The organism is Cryobacterium sp. TMS1-20-1 (assembly GCF_004402355.1).
In the GTDB taxonomy this organism is placed as follows: Bacteria; Actinomycetota; Actinomycetes; order Actinomycetales; family Microbacteriaceae; genus Cryobacterium; species Cryobacterium levicorallinum.
Genome location: NZ_SOGF01000007.1, coordinates 1 through 18896 on the forward strand (window position 1 = coordinate 1; position 18896 = coordinate 18896).

At 64.3% G+C, this 18896-nt stretch carries 14 protein-coding genes and 3 pseudogenes; 3 read left to right on the plus strand and 14 right to left on the minus strand.

Features of this window, described 5'->3' with window-relative positions:
* Positions 1–124 precede the first annotated feature (124 nt).
* The 3 pseudogenes from E3O45_RS00945 to E3O45_RS17660 form a co-directional block, all read left to right on the plus strand.
* A pseudogene (locus E3O45_RS00945) lies at positions 125–1365 on the plus strand (integrase core domain-containing protein); the annotation flags it as partial.
* A gap of 553 nt (positions 1366–1918) precedes the next feature.
* Positions 1919–2974 (plus strand): annotated as a pseudogene (locus tag E3O45_RS00950) (IS256 family transposase); the annotation flags it as partial.
* Positions 2951–4087, plus strand: a pseudogene (locus E3O45_RS17660) (IS1380 family transposase); the annotation flags it as partial. The pseudogenes E3O45_RS00950 and E3O45_RS17660, both read left to right, overlap by 24 nt.
* 247 nt (positions 4088–4334) lie before the next feature.
* Here E3O45_RS17660 and tuf read toward each other — a convergent pair.
* From tuf to E3O45_RS18260, 14 genes are all read right to left on the minus strand, one after another.
* Positions 4335–5528: an elongation factor Tu gene (gene tuf, locus E3O45_RS00960; RefSeq protein ID WP_092451161.1), complete on the minus strand. Its 1194-nt coding sequence runs from the start codon at positions 5526–5528 to the stop codon at positions 4335–4337.
* A gap of 133 nt (positions 5529–5661) precedes the next feature.
* Positions 5662–7776 carry an elongation factor G gene (fusA, locus tag E3O45_RS00965; protein WP_134441162.1) on the minus strand — a complete coding sequence of 705 codons (2115 nt, stop codon included), beginning with the start codon at positions 7774–7776 and terminating at the stop codon, positions 5662–5664.
* Positions 7777–7911: 135 nt separating this feature from the next.
* Complete coding sequence (gene rpsG, locus E3O45_RS00970; RefSeq protein WP_092107221.1) at positions 7912–8382, minus strand: 30S ribosomal protein S7; 471 nt, start codon at positions 8380–8382, stop codon at positions 7912–7914.
* Positions 8382–8756 carry a 30S ribosomal protein S12 gene (gene rpsL, locus E3O45_RS00975; RefSeq protein WP_035834602.1) on the minus strand — a complete coding sequence of 125 codons (375 nt, stop codon included), beginning with the start codon at positions 8754–8756 and terminating at the stop codon, positions 8382–8384. The genes rpsG and rpsL overlap by 1 nt, the downstream gene beginning before the upstream one ends.
* A 436-nt stretch (positions 8757–9192) precedes the next feature.
* Entirely contained in the window at positions 9193–9951 is a 759-nt protein-coding gene (locus E3O45_RS00980; RefSeq protein WP_134441163.1) for a spermidine/putrescine ABC transporter substrate-binding protein, read from the minus strand.
* 54 nt (positions 9952–10005) lie between these two features.
* Positions 10006–10506: a DUF6121 family protein gene (locus E3O45_RS00985; protein ID WP_134441164.1), complete on the minus strand. Its 501-nt coding sequence runs from the start codon at positions 10504–10506 to the stop codon at positions 10006–10008.
* Between the two features lie 214 nt (positions 10507–10720).
* Complete coding sequence (locus E3O45_RS00990; RefSeq protein WP_134441165.1) at positions 10721–11794, minus strand: hypothetical protein; 1074 nt, start codon at positions 11792–11794, stop codon at positions 10721–10723.
* An 87-nt stretch (positions 11795–11881) separates the two neighbouring features.
* A complete protein-coding gene (gene pilO / locus E3O45_RS00995) occupies positions 11882–12580 on the minus strand; it encodes a type 4a pilus biogenesis protein PilO (RefSeq protein ID WP_134441166.1) in 699 nt (232 codons plus the stop codon).
* Positions 12581–12582: 2 nt separating this feature from the next.
* Entirely contained in the window at positions 12583–13251 is a 669-nt protein-coding gene (locus tag E3O45_RS01000) for a hypothetical protein (protein ID WP_104132061.1), read from the minus strand.
* Positions 13248–14342 (minus strand): type IV pilus assembly protein PilM, encoded by a 1095-nt coding sequence (pilM, locus tag E3O45_RS01005; protein ID WP_134441167.1) that lies wholly within the window; start codon positions 14340–14342, stop codon positions 13248–13250. Before pilM ends, E3O45_RS01000 begins: the two co-directional genes overlap by 4 nt.
* A 64-nt stretch (positions 14343–14406) precedes the next feature.
* Entirely contained in the window at positions 14407–16272 is a 1866-nt protein-coding gene (locus tag E3O45_RS01010) for a hypothetical protein (RefSeq protein ID WP_241985168.1), read from the minus strand.
* The gene (locus E3O45_RS01015; RefSeq protein WP_134441168.1) at positions 16269–16949 is read right to left on the minus strand and encodes a type II secretion system protein J; all 681 of its coding nucleotides are present in this window, start codon (positions 16947–16949) and stop codon (positions 16269–16271) included. Before E3O45_RS01015 ends, E3O45_RS01010 begins: the two co-directional genes overlap by 4 nt.
* Positions 16946–18316 carry a prepilin-type N-terminal cleavage/methylation domain-containing protein gene (locus E3O45_RS01020; protein ID WP_166789351.1) on the minus strand — a complete coding sequence of 457 codons (1371 nt, stop codon included), beginning with the start codon at positions 18314–18316 and terminating at the stop codon, positions 16946–16948. Before E3O45_RS01020 ends, E3O45_RS01015 begins: the two co-directional genes overlap by 4 nt.
* A 102-nt stretch (positions 18317–18418) precedes the next feature.
* The gene (locus E3O45_RS18260; protein WP_134441170.1) at positions 18419–18892 is read right to left on the minus strand and encodes a type II secretion system protein; all 474 of its coding nucleotides are present in this window, start codon (positions 18890–18892) and stop codon (positions 18419–18421) included.
* Positions 18893–18896: the final 4 nt, after the last annotated feature.

The window sequence follows — 18896 nt, forward strand, 5'->3', positions numbered from 1 at the left end:
GATGGGTAATCCTTCAAACGGTCAAGGGTCATTCGGACCGCTCGTTCGCGAACCTCTGTTGGGTGTTTCTTGGGCATAACCGAATCCTTTCACCAGAAAGAAAGCGGCATGAAATCCGGGACGGTTCAGGGACCAGACGAGAGTGGTGGTGTTGCGTCTTCGGGAACGGCTGAGAAAGTCCGGGTGGGACAACGGTCCGCAGTCGATCTGGTTCGAGGGTGTCGACACCGACGAGTTCGGGGACGCGCTCCCGTCGGTGCCCACCATCGGGCGAATTCTCGCCGAGGCGGGCCTGACGAAAACCAATCCCCGTAAGCGCCCCCGCGGTGCCTGGCTGAGGTTCGCCCGGTCGCATCCGATGGAAATGTGGCAGCTCGACGGACTGGAATACCGCCTGTTCGACCCCGACGGGACGAAGGCACTGATCTACCAGCTCCTGGACGACGGGACTCGCTTCGACGTCGGAACGCAGGCCTTCGCCCGGCTGGAAAACGGCGAGGACGCCATCGCCACTCTGCAGGCCGCGTTCAATGAGTATGGGGTTCCCCAGCAGCTGCTCAGCGACAACGGAGTGGCCTTCAACCAGTCCCGCCGGGGCGTAATCGGCCAAACCGAACTCTTCCTGGCAGCGCGGGGATGCCACGGGATCGCCGGGAGCGTGCGGCACCCGCAGACCCAGGGGAAGAACGAGCGCAGCCATCAGACTCTGATCCGGTTCCTCGACGCCCACACCCCGAAAACCCTCGAGCAGCTGTCGAAGCTCTTGGTCAAATATCGGGAACACTACAACTACCGACGCCGCCACCAGGCCCTGAAAATCGGCACCACCTATCTCACCCCCGGCCAGGCCTGGGAGGCCGGGGAACACCGCGGCAGCGATGGCATCCCGATCGATATCACGGTGCTGGAAGCCGCCGCGATGACCTATAAAGATCGTCAGATCGCCCAGGATGCGGCCGCAGGCCGAGAGGCCGCGAGCATGGTGGTTATCGCCCCGCTGCAGCCTCCAGAGCCCGTTCCCGAGCGGGTCGTGCGACTGCAGGAACAGTTCGACGACGTGGTGGAGATCCGCCGGACCAACCCGCAGATTTACTACCGCGGGCGGATCTTCAAAGTGCCAACGTATCTGGTGGGCACCTACCAGCTGGTGACCAACACCACCGGATTCACGCTATTCGACACCACCGACGGGGCGGAGAGTCTCTTCTTCCCGNCTTCCCGCTGCCGGTGCGCGTTGCCTCCAGCAAGCGACTGATGCCGTTGTGGCAGGTCTCGGGTGCTCGGATCCGCAACCCGCATCCATCCTGGGAACTCAAGCGGATCGAGTACGACAACGACCATTATCAGTCCGAGCTCCTGCCCTAAGCAGCGTTCAAAACTCCGCGAGCACGATGTAAAGGAAGTGGTGAGTTTTGCTGTCAACGATGTGATGAGTGCGTGTGTAAACGAAGTCATGATCGAGATTGTAAACAATGTCGTGATCGAGGATGTAAACAAAGGGGTGAGTGATTACATAGCGCTTGATGGTAGCGCCAGTCCAGGTAGTTGGTATGTGCTGTCTCAGCACAGTGTTTACAGCCTGTCTCACCGCCTTGTTGACACTATGTCTCAGGACGTTGTTTACAGGATGTCTCACGACGTTGCATACACGTTGAGCGGACGGACTCCTCACGTGGACTCGGTTTTGATGGAGAGTGCCCAAATCTCTCCCACCTTCCGTCCGCCGCCAGATCATCGAATTTGATCCTCTTGCCGCCGATGGCTCCAGTATCTCCGAACTCTGCCAACGCCTGAATATAGGTTGCGTCCCCTCGAGTGTATTTCCCGGGGTTCGATCGTTGGATTAACAACGTAAAGAGCCACCGTGCGATGGTCAGTGAGTACCGATCAAAGAACTCACAGAAAGACACATCACACGATGGCTCTAGACCAGTCTGCCCTGCTCGCGCTCCTCGCGGAACTCAAGTTGACCAATGTCACCGATCGAATCCGCATGGTGACCGAAACTCTCTACCAAGAACTCATCGATGCCGAGGCCACCGCGCATATCGGCGCCGCCCGATTCGAACGCTCCGACGACCGCACCACCCAGCGCAATGGGACCCGTCCGCGCGTCTTGACGACGACGGCCGGCGACCTGAATCTGAAGGTCCCCAAGCTGCGGCAAGGGTCGTTCTTCCCCGCCCTCCTCGAGCGGCGACGGCGCGTTGACCAGGCCCTGTTCGCCGTCGTGATGGAGGCCTACCTCCACGGCGTCTCGACCCGGAAAGTCGACGATCTGGTGAAGGCCCTCGGTGCTGATACCGGCATATCCAAGTCCGAAGTGTCCCGGATTTGCGCCGATCTCGACGACGAAGTCGGCACATTCCGTGGCCGTGACCTCGGCGCCACCGGCTACCCGTATGTGTTCCTCGACGCCACGTATCGCAAGGCCCGCGTCAACCACCGCGTCATCTCCCAAGCGATGGTCGTCGCCATCGGCGTGGCCACCGACGGACGCCGCGAGGTGCTCGGCTTCGACGTTGGAGACAGCGAAAACGAGGTCTTCTGGACCGAGTTCTTGCGGTCCTTGAAAGCCCGCGGTCTGGACGGCGTCAAGCTCGTCATCTCCGACGCGCACAGCGGCCTGAAGAAAGCCATCGGCACCGTTTTTCAGGGCGCTGCCTGGCAACGCTGCCGGGTCCACTTCATGAGAAATGTGCTCTCCATCGTCCCGCGCGCCAGCCAGGACATGGTCGCCGCCGTCATCCGCACGATCTTCGCCCAGCCCGACGCGACGCACATCCAAGCCCCGTTCGACGAGGTCACTCGGATGCTAGAGCGCACGCACCCGAAGGTCGCCACGATGCTGCACGATGCACGGGCCGAAATCCTCGCATTCTGCGGGTTCCCGCCCAAACACTGGCGGCAGATCTAGTCGACGAACCCCATCGAGCGTCTCAACAAGGAGATCAAACGCCGCACCGACGTCGTCGGCGTGTTCCCCTGCTACGCGCCGTCAACGTTGGGGTCGTTCCTGCGCGCGTTCACGTTCGGTCACGTCCGGCAGCTCGACGCCGTCGCCTCACGCTTCGTGCGGGGCTTGGCTGCTGAGACCCCGTTGCTCGTGCACGACACGGACGGCTACATATTCCTCGACGTCGACGACACCATCATCGAAGTCCACGGCTACCAGAAGGAAGGCTCCGGCTACGGATACTCCGGAGTGCGCGGCCTCAACGCAATCCTCGCGACAGTGAAAACGGACGTTTCAGCGCCGATCATCATCAGCCAGCGACTGCGCCGTGGTGCCTGCGGATCACCGCGCGGCGCGGCCCGCCTGATCAATGACGCCCTGGCCACGATCAAACGGCTCCGCGGAGCGGCACAAGCACGCTTGCTCTTTCGTGCCGACTCTGCCTTCTACGGTCACGCCTCAATCAGCGCGGCCCTGAAAGCCGGTGCCGACGTCTCGGTAACCGCCCGCATGGACTCCGCCATCAAACGAGCGATCGGAACGATCCCCGGCACTGCCTGGACAGCGATTGAATACACCAACGCGATCTACGACGAAGGCACCAAAACGTGGATCAGTAACGCCGAAGTCGCCGAGGTCCCGTTCACCGCGTTCACGTCCCGCAAGAAGAGCGAGCAGATCACCGGGCGCTTGGTCGTGCGACGAATTCCGGAACTGAACAAGAAAAACGTCGACCAGCCGACCCTGTTCGACACCCACCGATTCCACGCCTTCTTCACCACCAGCACCCTGGACACCGTCACCGCCGACAAAACCCACCGCGCCCACGCGGCGATTGAGCTCGTAAATTCCGACCTAAAAAGCAGCGCTCTGGCGCACCTACCCTCAGGCGTGTTCACCGCCAACGATGCCTGGCTGGTCCTGGCCGTCATGGCGTTTAACCTCACCCGCGCCGCCGCGACGATCGCGGGAAACGGTCTCGCCCGATCGACCACCGCAACGATCCGCCGGAAGCTTGTTAGCGTCCCCGCCAGAATCTCGACCTGCGCGCGGCGCATCACCCTGCACCTGCCCGAACATTGGCCCTGGGAGAAACCCTGGACGGCCATGTTCAACCAGAACTTCCGACCGAGACAACGCGCCTCACCTGACCAACCAGCCGATATCGACATAAACAGGAGCACCAGCGGAACACCCCGGGCCGCGAGACCCGGAGCTCAACCGCGCGAAAAACCCAGAAACCCCACCAAACCGAAATCAGGATCCGCTCAGAGGCCGACCGGTGGATTCAGGCTTAGACATTGGCTGCATAGGGCACAAAAAAAGGGGCCGGGCCCGAAGGCCCGACCCCTTTTAGGAGATCAGTAGGTGAAAAAGACTACTTGATGATCTTGGTCACCGTGCCGGCGCCGACGGTGCGGCCACCTTCACGGATAGCGAAGCCGAGGCCCTCTTCCATGGCGATCGGCTGAATCAGCGCGACAGTCAGGTCGGTGGTGTCGCCAGGCATAACCATCTCGGTGCCCTCGGGCAGCGTGATGACGCCGGTGACGTCCGTGGTGCGGAAGTAGAACTGCGGGCGGTAGTTCGCGTAGAACGGGTTGTGACGCCCACCCTCGTTCTTGCTGAGGATGTACGCGGTGCCCTCGAAGTCGGTGTGCGGCGTAACCGAACCCGGCTTGACGACGACCTGGCCGCGCTCAACGTCTTCGCGCTTGGTGCCACGAAGAAGAAGTCCACAGTTCTCGCCGGCCCACGCCTCGTCGAGCTGCTTGTGGAACATCTCAATACCGGTAACCGTGGTCTTCTGCGTCGGGCGGATGCCGACGATCTCGACCTCAGAGTTGATCTTGAGGGTTCCACGCTCGGCGCGGCCCGTAACAACGGTGCCACGGCCGGTGATCGTGAAGACGTCCTCGATCGGCATCAAGAACGGCTTGTCCTTGTCGCGGATCGGGTCCGGGATGTACTCGTCAACGGCCTTCATGAGCTCAAGGATGTTGGCGGTCCACTTCTCGTCGCCCTCAAGCGCCTTGAGTGCGGAGACCTGGATAACGGGGGCGTTGTCGCCATCGAAACCCTGACTGGAGAGAAGCTCACGAACTTCGAGCTCAACGAGCTCCATGATCTCTTCGTCGTCAACCATGTCGGCCTTGTTCAGCGCGACCATGAGGGTCGGCACGCCGACCTGCTTGGCGAGAAGAACGTGCTCACGGGTCTGAGCCATCGGGCCGTCAGTAGCGGCAACCACGAGGATTGCGCCGTCCATCTGAGCAGCACCGGTGATCATGTTCTTGATGTAGTCAGCGTGGCCGGGAGCATCGACGTGCGCATAGTGACGCTTGTCGGTCTCGTACTCAACATGCGAAATGTTGATCGTGATGCCGCGCTGGCGTTCTTCCGGAGCCGAGTCAATCGACGCGAAGTCGCGCTGAACGTTGATCTTGGACGGGAACTTATCGGCAAGAACCTTGGAGATCGCTGCAGTCAGCGTGGTCTTTCCGTGGTCAACGTGACCGATCGTTCCGATGTTTACGTGCGGCTTTGTCCGCTCGAACTTGGCCTTGGCCACTGTGGGTCCTCCTCAGGACTCGCGTGCAAATTCACGGCCGCCGTTATGAACGGCCGGTATGCGCTGGATGTGTCTACTTATGGTACTCGGGCCAGGTGGCCGAAGCGATTCGGCCCGAAGGCCAGAATAGGGGCTATTCGCCCTTGTTCTTGTTGATGATCTCGTCGGCGACTGCCTTCGGGACCTCCGCATAGCTCTCGAACGTCATCGAGTACACCGCACGGCCGCTGGTCTTCGACCGCAGGTCACCGATGTATCCGAACATCTCCGACAGTGGAACGTGAGCGCGAATTACCTTCACGCCCTGCGCATCCTCCATGGTCTGGATCTGCCCACGACGCGAGTTGAGGTCTCCGATTACGTCACCCATGTATTCCTCAGGGGTGCGAACTTCGACCGCCATCAGCGGCTCGAGCAGAACGGGGTTCGCCTTACGAACGGCTTCTTTGAAGCCCATCGATCCGGCAATCTTGAACGCCATCTCCGAGGAATCAACGTCGTGCGCAGCGCCGTCAAGCAGGCTGGCTCGAACGCCCACCATCGGGTAGCCGGCCAGGACGCCTACGCGGAGCGCATCCTGAATTCCAGCATCCACCGAGGGGATGTACTCACGCGGGATACGGCCACCAGTGACCTTGTTCAGGAACTCGTACGACTTTTCAGCAGTGATTTCCATCGGCTCGATCGCGATCTGAATCTTCGCGAACTGGCCGGATCCACCGGTCTGCTTCTTGTGCGTGTAGTCGTGACGCTCAACGGACTTGCGGATCGTCTCGCGGTACGCGACCTGGGGCTTGCCGACGTTCGCTTCAACGTTGAATTCACGCTTCATGCGGTCGACCAGGATGTCCAGGTGAAGTTCACCCATTCCCTTGATTACCGTCTGGCCAGTTTCCTGGTTCTGTTCGGTACGGAAGGTGGGGTCTTCTTCGGCGAGCTTCTGAATGGCAAGGCCCAGCTTTTCCTGGTCCTGCTTGGTCTTCGGCTCGATAGCGACCTCGATAACCGGGTCAGGGAACGTCATGGACTCCAGTACGACCTGGGCGTTCGGGTCGCACAGGGTGTCGCCCGTGGTGGTGTCCTTGAGGCCGATGACCGCGTAGATGTGACCGGCGGTCACGAAGGCCACCGGGTTCTCCTTGTTGGCGTGCATCTGGAAGATCTTACCGATGCGCTCCTTCTTGCCCTTAGTCGAGTTGATGACCTGGGCTCCGGAGTCGAGACGGCCCGAGTACACGCGAACGTAGGTGAGGCGACCGAAGAACGGGTGCACCGCAACCTTGAACGCGAGAGCCGTGAAGGGCTCCTCGGCGTCGGGGTGACGCATGATGACCTTCTCTTCGTCGCGCGGGTCGTGTGCCTCAATGGCAGGCACGTCGAGCGGCGTCGGGAGGTAATCGATGACAGCGTCGAGCATCGGCTGAACGCCGCGGTTCTTGAATGCAGAACCACAGAGAACCGGGTAGATCTCGCTGTTGATGGTGAGCTTGCGAATGGCGCCCTTGATCTCGGCAACCGTCAGCTCTTCGCCGGCGAAGTAACGCTCCATGAGGTCATCGTCGGTTTCGGCAACGGTCTCGAGCAGAAGCTTGCGGTACTCAGCAGCCTTCTCGACGAGGTCGGCGGGGATCTCTTCGATGGCGTACTTCGAGCCCATCTCCACGTCACCCTTGGAGTCGCCACGCCAGGTCAGTGCGCGCATCTGGACGAGGTCAACGACACCCTCGAAGTCAGACTCTGCACCGATCGGCAGCTGGATGACCAGCGGCTTCGCGCCGAGGCGCTTGATGATGGTGTCGACCGTGAAGTAGAAGTCAGCGCCGAGCTTGTCCATCTTGTTGACGAAGCAAATGCGGGGAACGTCGTACTTGTCGGCCTGACGCCACACGGTTTCGGACTGGGGCTCAACGCCCTCCTTGCCGTCGAACACGGCAACAGCACCGTCGAGGACGCGGAGCGAACGCTCCACCTCCACGGTGAAGTCCACGTGTCCGGGGGTGTCGATGATGTTGATCTGGTTGTTGTCCCAGAAACAGGTCGTCGCAGCGGAGGTGATCGTGATGCCACGTTCCTGCTCCTGCGCCATCCAGTCCATCGTCGAGGCGCCGTCGTGGGTCTCGCCGATCTTGTGGTTGACACCCGTGTAGAACAGGATGCGCTCAGTCGTGGTGGTCTTGCCAGCATCAATGTGAGCCATGATGCCGATATTGCGGACCTTACTCAGGTCGGTGAGCACGTCAAGTGCCACGGGGGTCCTCCAGCGGGTAGGGGTGGGTCATGCGGAACAGGGCCGTAAGCATCCGCTTCTCAGCTGTATCCAGGCGCGCGCCGACTATGCCGACACGCGCCTGAACAGCTGATCAGGAATGCTCGATGGAGCTAGCTACCAGCGGTAGTGAGCGAAGGCCTTGTTCGCTTCAGCCATCTTGTGAGTGTCTTCACGACGCTTCACAGCGGCACCGAGGCCGTTGCTCGCGTCGAGGATCTCGTTGGTGAGGCGCTCGGTCATGGTCTTCTCGCGACGCGCCTTGGCGTAGCTGGTCAACCAGCGAAGGGCCAGCGTGTTGGCGCGGTGCGGCTTGACTTCAACCGGAACCTGGTACGTGGAACCACCGACGCGGCGCGAACGCACCTCGAGGGTCGGACGGACGTTGTCGAGCGCCTTCTTCAGCGTGACAACGGCATCCAGCTCGTTCTTGGCGGACACTCCGGCGAGGGCATCGTAAACGATGCGCTCGGCGAGGCCCTTTTTGCCATCGAGAAGGATCTTGTTGACGAGCTGGCTGACGATGGGTGCACCGTAAACCGGGTCGGCAATGACAGGGCGCTTGGGAGCGGGTCCTTTACGGGGCATTACTTCTTCTCCATCTTTGCGCCGTAGCGGCTACGTGCCTGCTTACGGTTCTTGACGGCCTGGGTGTCCAGTGCGCCGCGAATGATTTTGTAACGCACACCGGGGAGGTCCTTAACACGGCCTCCGCGCACGAGCACCATGGAGTGCTCCTGCAGGTTGTGGCCCTCGCCGGGAATGTAGGCGGTGACCTCGGTGCCGTTGGAAAGCTTGACGCGGGCGACCTTGCGAAGAGCCGAGTTCGGCTTCTTCGGGGTGGTGGTGTAGACGCGGGTGCAAACGCCGCGCTGCTGCGGGTTGGACTTCAGGGCGGGAGCCTTGGTCTTGGTGACCTTGGGGCTACGGCCCTTCCTGACCAACTGCTGAATGGTGGGCACTAATTACTCCTTGATATTGCTGCACGGTGACAGCTTTGTGATGGTTAGCATTCGACTTAGCTCTTGCGAGTTAGGTCGAGTTCATCTGGACCCGCTTGAACCCACACGATTGCTCGCGCGTGTTTTGGTGGGTATGCCGTGGGGGCATGGCCTTCGACCAGCCCTACATGTGTGGAATCTCGCACCTGTGCTCTCAGGAGGGCATAATTCAGGCGCACGACAAAGCGCACACCCGGTAATTCTAGCCCGGCGGGGCCTTGACGGTCAAATGGGTTGTGCCCCGCGTCGCAGGTGCCGCCGCGCGCCCCTTCTCCTGCACTTCTACTTCCCGGGCCTGGGCCCGGTCGCTGGGCCCATGATCTATCGTGGGCCCGGTTTCCGGGCCCGGGCCCGGTCGGTATTTGCCCCTCGTATTAGAGCGGATGCGCGGGCTCGGCTAGGGATTGCGCGGCCAGAGCGGGGAGTCGAGGGTGCTGTCGAGGTCGGCGAGCAGGGCCTGCACCTGGGGCTCGACGTGCTCGGCGATCGCGGCGAGCAGGCGAGGCTGCTGTTGCTGGAGTTCGGCACAGACCCTGCGGCCGACCTGGGTGGCGAACTCGTCGGCGAGGCCGATTTCTACCCGGAGGGCGGCCTTTTCTTCGGGGGTGAGCGGCGGGAGGGGCTCCTGCGCTGTTTCGTCTGGGTCGTGGTCTGCCTGCGGGTTCCGGCCGGGACCTTGACCGGGTTCGGACTCGAAGTCACCGCCCGGGTCGGCAGGCTCGGGGGCGGCAGGTGGTGAACCGGGGGGTTCCAGGCCGGCGAGTTCGCTGAAGGTGAAGAGGTAGGGGGCATCCGCTGCGGGTTGCGGGTCAAGGTCGAGGCCGCGAAATTCCGGCTCGAGCCCTTCGGCCGGGCGATACGCCTGCGCGGATTGACGGCGCTCGCTCAGGTTGAGTTCGTGCGCGAGCAGCGGGAGGTTGCGCTCGGTGTATTCATCGACCGATGCATCGATGACGATCTTCATGCGCATGGAGAGGGCGTGCTGCACGACGTGGGGCACGTCGACGGCGAGTCCGGCCGACGCGATGATCGGCGAGCCGAAGCACTGATGGCAGAGCCGTGCGCGGCCGCGGTGCGTTGCGGGCCGCCACCGGGTGATCCAACGCAGCCAGTTCTCAACCTCATGGTTGACGCGCGATTCGATGGACCCTTCCATACTGCACAAGGGTACTCGACCGGCGTTACCCGCGACATGCCACGAACGACCCCATCATCGGGGCTCGTTGTCGTCGTCCTTCTGCCAGGGCCACTCGGGTGTGCCGGATCCGTCGGGCTTGGCCAGCAGCACGACGAAGTAGAGAAACGCGATGAGCCAGCCGCAGACCGCGACGGAGATCGCGAAGGGGCTCGTCATCTCGCCGCCGATGAAGATCACCGAGCGAAAGAGTTCGCCGGCGCCGAAGCTGTAGAAGACTCCCCCGAAGACGCAATAGGCCAGGTAGGCAGCGACTCCGGCGAGGAAGATCGGCAGCGGCGGCACCTGAGTGAGGCGCTCGGGCGAGCGCAGCACTGCGGAGAGAATGACCCAGACCAGGGCGAGGACCGCGGTCGTGACCATGAGGGGGCCGAGGAGGGCACCGGCATCCGTTTCGTTGATGACGTCGCGATTGAGCAGCAGGCTGAGCACCCCGAATGACGCCACGATGAGGGCCACATAGAGGACGACCGAAAAGGCCGCCATGGTGATCGCGTACTTTCGGTATTCCCGCATGGCTCTAGCGTAGGCCCGCGGGCGCAGCGCGAGCCGCCGCACACGGTGCAGCGAAGCGGATGCCGCGGCTGGCGTGAAGACTGGGCCCACCCTGAACCCAGGCCCAGTTTCTAAACTGGGCCCACGGTCGGGGCCCGGACCGTCCACCGGAGTCCCGTCTGCACAGCACGAGGCCCCGACCACCCTCTGGGGCGGCCGGGGCCAAAACAGAACGCTACGGGCGGGTGGGGTGCGGGCCGTCGGCGAGCAGGCGCTCGTACTCGGTGCGGGCCTCGAGGTTGCGGGCGGTGACGCGGCGTCCGCGACGGGCGATCCAGGCGCCGGCCCAGATCGGAACCTCGCGGGCGATGAGTCCGGCGGCGATCGCGCCCGGGTTCAGCCAGAGCGAAGACACGAAGCGACTGAGGTCGGCAACACCGACCGTGTCGGCCGTTCCATCGAAGACGAGGCCGAGCAGCGCCCCGCCGATGTAAGAGAAGTAGACGACGACGGCGACGATGAATCCGAACAGCACGTACGCCCACCAGCCGCCCCGGTTGACCAGAGCGATCAGTCCGACATAGGCGAGGAAGAAGAACAGGATGGGGATGTAGAAGACCGGCAGCGCAGCAAAGGTGGTGAACCCGGTCACGGTCGCGGCGACGCTGGTGCTGGTCACTCCGATGATGATGAAGGCGGCTGCAGCGTAGAGCAGGGCGAAAACCACCGTGGCGAGCAAGGCGATCAGGATGCCACCGCCCCGGTTGCTGCGGGGGCGCGGCTTGGTCGGCGCCTGCACGTAGATCGGCGACTGGGCTGCGGGCGCGGCGTAGGCCGGAGCAACGGGCGCCGGCGCGTCGACCGGCACGTCATCGACCGGCACAGTGGAAGCGGCGGCGGGCGTTCCGACAACGAGGGGAGCCGACGCGGTGACCACGGGTTCTGAATCGATGGCCGTGCTCCGGGCCGGCACGGTGGCCGCCGGAGTATAGGAGTCGGCGTAGTCGTCGGCGAGGCTCGGGGCGGCAACGTCGGCCGATGCAACCGGCTGGGCCGTCGACATCGGCGACAGGTTGCGAGAATTCGCCGAAGCGGTCGCGGCATCGGCACGTTCGGCCGCGCTCAGGTTGGCGTTGATGGCGTCATAGTCGATGACGAGGGGCTCCTGCACCGGCTCAGGCGAAGCTGCCTCCGCTGAAGGTACTACTGCAGGCTCCGGCACGGCATGCCCGCGAGCGGTCTCGTCGGGCGACGCCGTTGCATCCGTTTCAGAATTCTTCTTGCCGTCAAGTGGCGTGTTGTCGCTCATGCTGAACTCCTCGTGGCCTTCGCCGTGACTGGCCTTTAGTGTACCAAGGGCACGGCAAATGCCATGGAGACTCGGCGTGCCGCGCCGTTATCCAACGGATGTCGTCGCCGCTACCAGCGAATACACCAGTCCAGAGATGGTCGCGTCCACCAAGGTCTCTTCGCCGGAGGCCTGCGCCGTATCGATCCCGTGCACGAGGAACAATCGGCTCCCGGATTGCACACTGGCGACGAATTCAAGCACCTGGGCGTAGGTTCCCGTCACGGTGATCTGAAGCGGGAAGGCGGCAAAGTTGCTCTCCGTGATCAGCGCGACGGGCGCTGGCGTTGCAGCCTCCGCGGCCGAAGAAGCCGCCGCAGACGCGCCGTCTGAATCCGGCGCGGCCGACCCAGTAGAAGTCGCAGCCGCAGCCGCAGCCGCCGGGACCTCGGGCAGCACAGGCACATAGGCCTGCGCCTCGGTCACGGTCATTCCGGTGAGGGTGAGGCCCACCGCCTGGGCCTGGGCGTCGAGCTGGTCGACGAAGGCCGGCATGGCCGAGCCGCTCGGCACGGATTCGGCGAGCGCCTCAGCCGTCGCGGTCAGCGCGTCCAGGTCTTCGAAGTCGTGCTTGAGGCGGGCGAGCAGGGCGACGTGCCCGGCATTCGTGCTCTGCACGGCCGCCCGGCTCGCGTCGGCGGCGTTCATGCTGTCGAGCTGCGGCTGCACTCCGAGAAGCACGCCGAGAACGACGATGACGCTCGTCACCAGCATCGAACCGATGAGCCAGAGCTTGTTCTTGTCCATGGCTAGTCCTTTTTCGGCGGGTCGAAGCGGTGCGCGAACGCCACGTCATTGACGTGCATCGTGATGGTGACGGTATAGCTGCCCAAGTTCTGGTCGAGCGAGACCGAGCCCGGCAGCGCATCGGCAAAGCCGTCGAGCGTACTGAGCGCGTTCAGCCAGGCTGGAATGTCCGGCAGCACGGCGCTCGTCGCGGTGAACGACACGGTCGCCACCCGCAGTCCCTGCAGCGGTGCGGTCGCCTGGGTGTATGCCGCGAGCGGGGTCGCCGAATCCACCTGTACCGTGCCGATCGCGACGCTGCTCGGCAGGGTGCCCTGCACTGCGTCGAGGTAGCCCTTCCAGTCAATTTCAGTCGAGGCGCCCAGCTGCTGCGCCGCCTCGCTCAGCGCGATCTGGTGTTGCAACGACCGCACGGCGAAGTACTTGCCCTGTTCGGTCAGCAGGGTTTCGGTGCGGGCCTGCTCGGTCGCGAGTTTGGTTTGGGCGCTCAGCGCGAGCGCCGTTGACGCGCCGACTCCGAGGGCGACGAGCACGGCGATGCCAGTGACGCCGAGGGCGAGGCTGCGCCGTTGCCGCTGGCCGCGCCGCTCGGCTCGCACCTCCGGCGGCAGCAGGTCGACCCGTTGGTCGCCGCCGATGACGGGCACATCGTCGTTCGAAGCGCGTCTCATGCTGCACGCCCGAGCGCGAGGCCGAGGGCCACGGTGTAGGCGGAGCCGCTCAGCCGCAGCGCTTGAGCATCGATAACGGATGCGAGACCCACCGTTGCGAGCGGATTCCCCCGGGTCACGCCGAGGCGGGTCAATTTCGAGACCGCCTCGGCCAGGCCGGGAAGCTCGGCTCCCCCACCGCTGAGTACGATGGCCGACACTGGATCGCTCGGCCGGGTGTTGGCGAAGTAGCTGAGCGTGTTGACGATGCTGCCGAGCTGGTCGTGCATGGTGTTCGCAATGATGCGGGCGGCGGCCGCCTCGATCGGGCTGGAATCCGGCACTGCGGCGTCGAACAGCACTGCGGCGGCGGACGATTCGGTCGCGGCCGGCAGACCGACGCGACGTTTCAGCTGCTCGGCGGCGGCGGCATCCGTTTGCAAACCGTCGCTGAGAGCCTGGGTGAGATCGTTGGCTCCGGTGGGGATGATGCGCACGAACTGGGGTACACCGTTACGGGTGATCACGATGCTCGTGGTCGTCGCGCCGAGGTCGATGACGGCCACGACGCCGTCGATGCCGGGGCGGGTGACCAGCAGACGGCTGACCGCGAAAGGGATCAGGTCGACGTCGATGGTTCTCAGCCCGGCCAGACGCACCGCGGAGACATTGGCGACGACGGCCGCCTTGACGGCCGCGATGAGCAGCCCGTTCACGGTTGGGCCGTGCTCGGTCGTTGACTCCGAGATGGGATAGAAGTCGAGCAGTGCGTCGGCGACCGGTACCGGCAGCAGGTCCTGCACCTCGAACGGGAGCGCCTGTCGAATGCGCGCGAGCGACATTTTGGGCACGCTCAGGTCGCGGGCCAGCACGCGCTGGTTGCCCATGCCGAGCACTACCTGGCGGGAACGGAACCCACCGCCAGACCACAGCGCTTTGAGCGCGGCGGCCACCGTGTTCGGCTCGATCACCTCGCCGGCGATGACGGCTCCAGGCGGCAGCGACACCTCGTGATAGCGCAGCAGCATTGGCCGGGGCTTGCCGGGACCCCGCACCTCGACGGCGCGCAGGTGCGCGGTGCCGATGTCTATTCCGACGATGCTCTGAGCCACGAGAAGTGCTCCTTATAAATAGGGATGGGTGAACTGACGAGTGGATGCTGGGCGCGGCCGGTCATTACGGAACCGTCGCTCCCCGCGCGGTGAACGCCGAACTCACTTCAACCAGCAGGTTCACGCTGTAGCGGGCCGACACCGGTGAGAGGAATTTGGGCGGCGCAATGTAGCGAAAGCGCGGATCGTAGGTGTAGTTCTTGCTGTACCCGTTGGCGCCGCCACTGTTGGTCATTCGCACGGAGCCGCGATATTTCTGGGCGAGCGACCCGTTGATGGTCAGCACGCCCTGATTGCCGCCGCGGTCGTAGTTCTGCACCTGAATGGTGTGGTCGAGCGAGAGCATGGCCGCGTCGATGCGCCGATTGTCAGGCAGGATGGCGCCACCTTCACCGAGGCCGACCCCCGGGCAAACCTCCCCATGCGTACTGTCGCAGTACGGGTTCCAAACCCAGATGGCATTCTGCGCGACCAGCCCGAGCACGTCGGTGGATGCATCCGAATAAATGATGTCGCCGGTGACGTAGAGAAAGTTGTCGGTGGCGATGGTCATCGTGCCGTCCAGGGTTCCCATCACGAAGGCATCTCCCTTGCGGCAGTCATAGGACCGGGCGCTTGGCGCGGTTTCATGCGTCACGGGAAAGCCGATACCGTTGCCGACGGAGCAGGTGGCCGCGCTTTGGCCGCTGGGCCAGTCGGTGCTGCTCGTATAGTTCGGATCAGTGACGACGCCCGGAACGCTCTGCACAAAGAGCAGGTTCGCGTTCAACACCGGGACGGTGGCGCCGGCCGTCGAGCCGAGCCGGCCATTGGCCGTTCCCGGCAGGCCGCAGGCCGCCGGCGTGCTGCCCGACGTCGCCGGGTCCCCGACGATGCGGGTCTTCTTGGTCCAGGGCGAACGGATGGTCATGGTGCCCGAGCTGTTCAGTACGATGCTGGTCGGGCCGGTGTAGAGGCAACCCGGAGCGTTTATACCGGCGTCCGTCCGGGTTTCCTGCTTGAGCTGCATGTTGGTAGCCGGCATCGCGATGACCGGGCTGGTCGTCGGCTGGCCGCCGTTGAAAACCTGCCCAGAGCAGTCGCTGCCGTCGGAGGCTTTCTTGAGGTAATTCGCACCGGGCGCTCCCGGATCGCCCGTCGTGATCGTGCCGTTGAACGTGGCCCCGCAGATGCGCATGGTGTCGTTGGAGTGCGCCGGACCGTTGACGAGGTCGCTGCTGCCGAAGGCGATGTCGCCGCACACGCTCGTGCCGCCGGAGGGCATCGGCCGACCGGCCCAGGCGTAGGTGTCGGCGCAGCCGGACGTCGTGATCCCGCTCTGCGCCGGGTCCTGCATCTCATACACGGTGAAGTAGAGGTAGTCGATGAAGCCGTCCTGCCGGATATTGGCGACGATGCTGCGGGTCACGGCTCCCACCCGTCCGGTGGAGCGGATGCGCAACACCCCCGACGACGCATAGGCCGCGTTGTCGACCTCGTAGCGGAAAGACGCGATACCGCCGCTGCCGGTGACGGTGCCCCAGGCGCCGTCGGTGCCGAGGCCGAATGCCGGGTTCTCGGTGGCCGCCGAGGGCGCAGTGACTGTGCTGCCCGCGCTGAAGCTTGCCGCCGGGTTGCCGAACCGGTAGTAGGTGTTGTCGTTGGCGAGGCGGCTTTCGTAGTCGGCCACACCGGCATAGGCGGCGGCCATGGCGCCGTTCCAGTTCTGGTCGCTCGAGGCTTTGAGGCTGCCGCTGACCGAGAACGTCATCGCGGTAGCGACGAGGGTGAGCAGCAGCAGGCCGAGGCCGATCACGACGACGAGGGCGGCGCCGCGTTCGTCCGGTTCTCGGCGGATGAGGCGACGAAAGACGCTCAGCAACGCGAATCGCTTTCGGGGCGTCCAGGTGCTTCGGCGCCGGGAGGGGCGCCAGAACGGGTAGGCGCTCATGACGCCCCCGCCGCGACGGCAACGTTGGGCATGCCGACGGTATTGTGCAGGGTGACCGCGCTGCGGGCATCCGTCACGGTGGCCTGCACCGTGAGATTCACCGAAACGGATGCGACGCTGCGCAGCTCGGTATTGGTGAGCAGCGTGCCGTCGCCCCCCGAGCCGAGCAGAGGCAGGCCGGCGGCGTCACGGTAGCCGAACAGAAATGTGCCGGGGTCGCCCGGCGCCACGGTTTCGGCGATGATGCGCGACGATTCCGGCTCGCCGGAAAACCCGAAATACCCGCCGCTGAGGGCGGTGGCGGCCCAGCGGGTCTCCACCAGTCGCCGGTCGGCGTCGAGGGACAGGCGAATCTTCACCGGCTGCTGGGTGGGCATGCCGAGGTTGACGTAGGCATACAGGGTCACCGCTTCCGGGGTCGCTTCGAGGAGGGCCGGGTCGGGCAGCGGATACCCGGACACCGGGTTCTCGGTGGCCGCGCGGATGACCCGGGCGACCTCGTTCATGCCGTTGGACACCTGCCGGGTGTTCGCGGTGAGCAGCTTTGCTTGGCCGAGCGAACGGGAGGCGCTCAGATAGAGGCTCGAGATCATGGTCATGAACACGCCGAGCAGCAGCATCGCCACGAGCAACTCGACCAGCGACAGACCGGCGTCGTTTCTCCGGGGCGGCATCATGGCGTCACCGCTCGCGGGTCGAGGGTGACGACGCCGCCGGCGGCCACGCCCCGGGTGAGCACGGCGAGGTTTGCAGCGGGCACGGGCGTCGTCTCGGAGCCGCTGGCGGCACCGGAGAAGAAGGTCCAGGAGCCGAACGGCAGGCCGAGTTGGGTCGTGGCGTCGGCGGGGAGCTGCCCAAAGTTGTAGATCGTGGCGACTGCGCAGCCCGGATCCCCACTGCCGGCCGGCGCGGTCGTCGACTCGGCCCGCAAGAATTGCCCGGCCAGGCCGGTCACGGACAGTACGCCGAGCGGCACGTTAACGGTGGCACTGCCGCCGGGAAGCGTACCGACGGACGCGGCCGCGAGGCCGATTGCCCCGTCGGCGGCCGGGGTAATCCAGGCGACCGGGTCGACCGATACGCAGCCGGGGGTGCTCGGGGTGGCCGCGATGAAACGGCCGGCGAAGACCTCATAGCCGAACGGGTACAGCCGAAAGTCCTGCACGTTCGCGTTGCTCGGGTTGACGGCCACGTAGGGCTCATAGGTGCTGCGAAAGGTGGTGCTCAGGTTGTTCGGCAGCAGCGTCGTGCCCTCCGAATAGTTCGTGCCGTAGCGGGCGGTGACGGTTCCGGCCAGATCGTAGGCGAAGGCGACGGATGCCGCTCCTCCGGCCGCGACGCCGACCGTCTGCGCCCCACTGGTCGCCTGATTTTTGTCGACGAAGTTGGGGCGGGAGACGGTGACGTCATAGGTACCGGGCTGCACCTTGAGCAGATAACTGCACCCCTCGGCATCCGTTGCCGCTGGTGCCTCGCTGAGCATCGCAGCGCCGTTCGGGACGACACCCGGCGCTGCGGAGATGGCCACGCCGGCGGCGCCGCTGCCGGAGGCGGTCAGCACCGACACGAGGATGGTGCCGAGTGCCGGATCGTTGATGCGGCTGCCGGGGGCGAGTGCACTGTCGGCGCGCACGACCGGAGTCGTGGCGCGCATGCTGTCCCAGGTGACGGTGACGTTGACGCGGCGGTAACGCAGCTGGCCACCGCCGGAACCGCAGTTGCCGTCGGCACCGGTGGTGGTTTCCCAGTCGGTGGAGCGGTGCAGGGTGAAGGTCGTGCCGTTTTGTACGACCGTGCTGGTGCTTTCGAGCACGGCGAATACGTTTCCGGCCGAGCGGGCGAGGTCGATCTCCTGCGCGGCCAGGTTGACGGCCGATTCGCGGGACCGCGCGTCGTTGCCGAGATAGAGGGAGGTGACGAGTCCGTAGCCGACACCGACGGCGATGATGGCGAAGACCAGCATGGCTACGAGGACCTCGATGAGGCTGACGCCTTCGTCGTTTCGGGCGAGGTGGCCCAGGCTGAGCCGTTTTGGAGCGTGCACGCGGGCCTCCTTCGCGAGAGTCAGGTCGAGATGTTGCAGAACCGGGTGGCCGGGGCGGCCCGAAGGGCGGCCCCGGCTTTGGCCGGTGATGCGCTGGTGCCACTAGCCTGCGGCGGGGGCGAAGCAGTTCGTTGACGAAGTGGTATCGGTGTCGTCATCATCGGTGATGCCGAGAGAGTCAGTCACAAAGTATTTTGCATTTGTTGTGCTGACGGCTCCAATGCAGAAGGTCGTCGGCGTGAGCTGCTCGTAGTTGATCGTGGTTGTGTTCGGGCCTTGGGTGTAGCCATAGCTGGTCACGCCAGGCATATCCGTCTCGTTGAACCCACCGGTAGCGGGCATCGCGCCCGACTCCGTCTGCAGCGCGATGATCGCGGTCTTGGCGTTGGCGAGGTCACTCTTGACGCTTGCGTCCTTGGCGTTGTTCTGCACGCCGAGGTACACCGGGATGGCGATGGCGGCGAGGATGCCGATGATGATCACGACGACGAGCAGCTCGATCAACGTGAACCCTTTCTGGTTCTCGGTGAAGCGTGCGCGGCGGTGGTTCAGTGAAGCGAGCAGGCGAATAATCATGGTG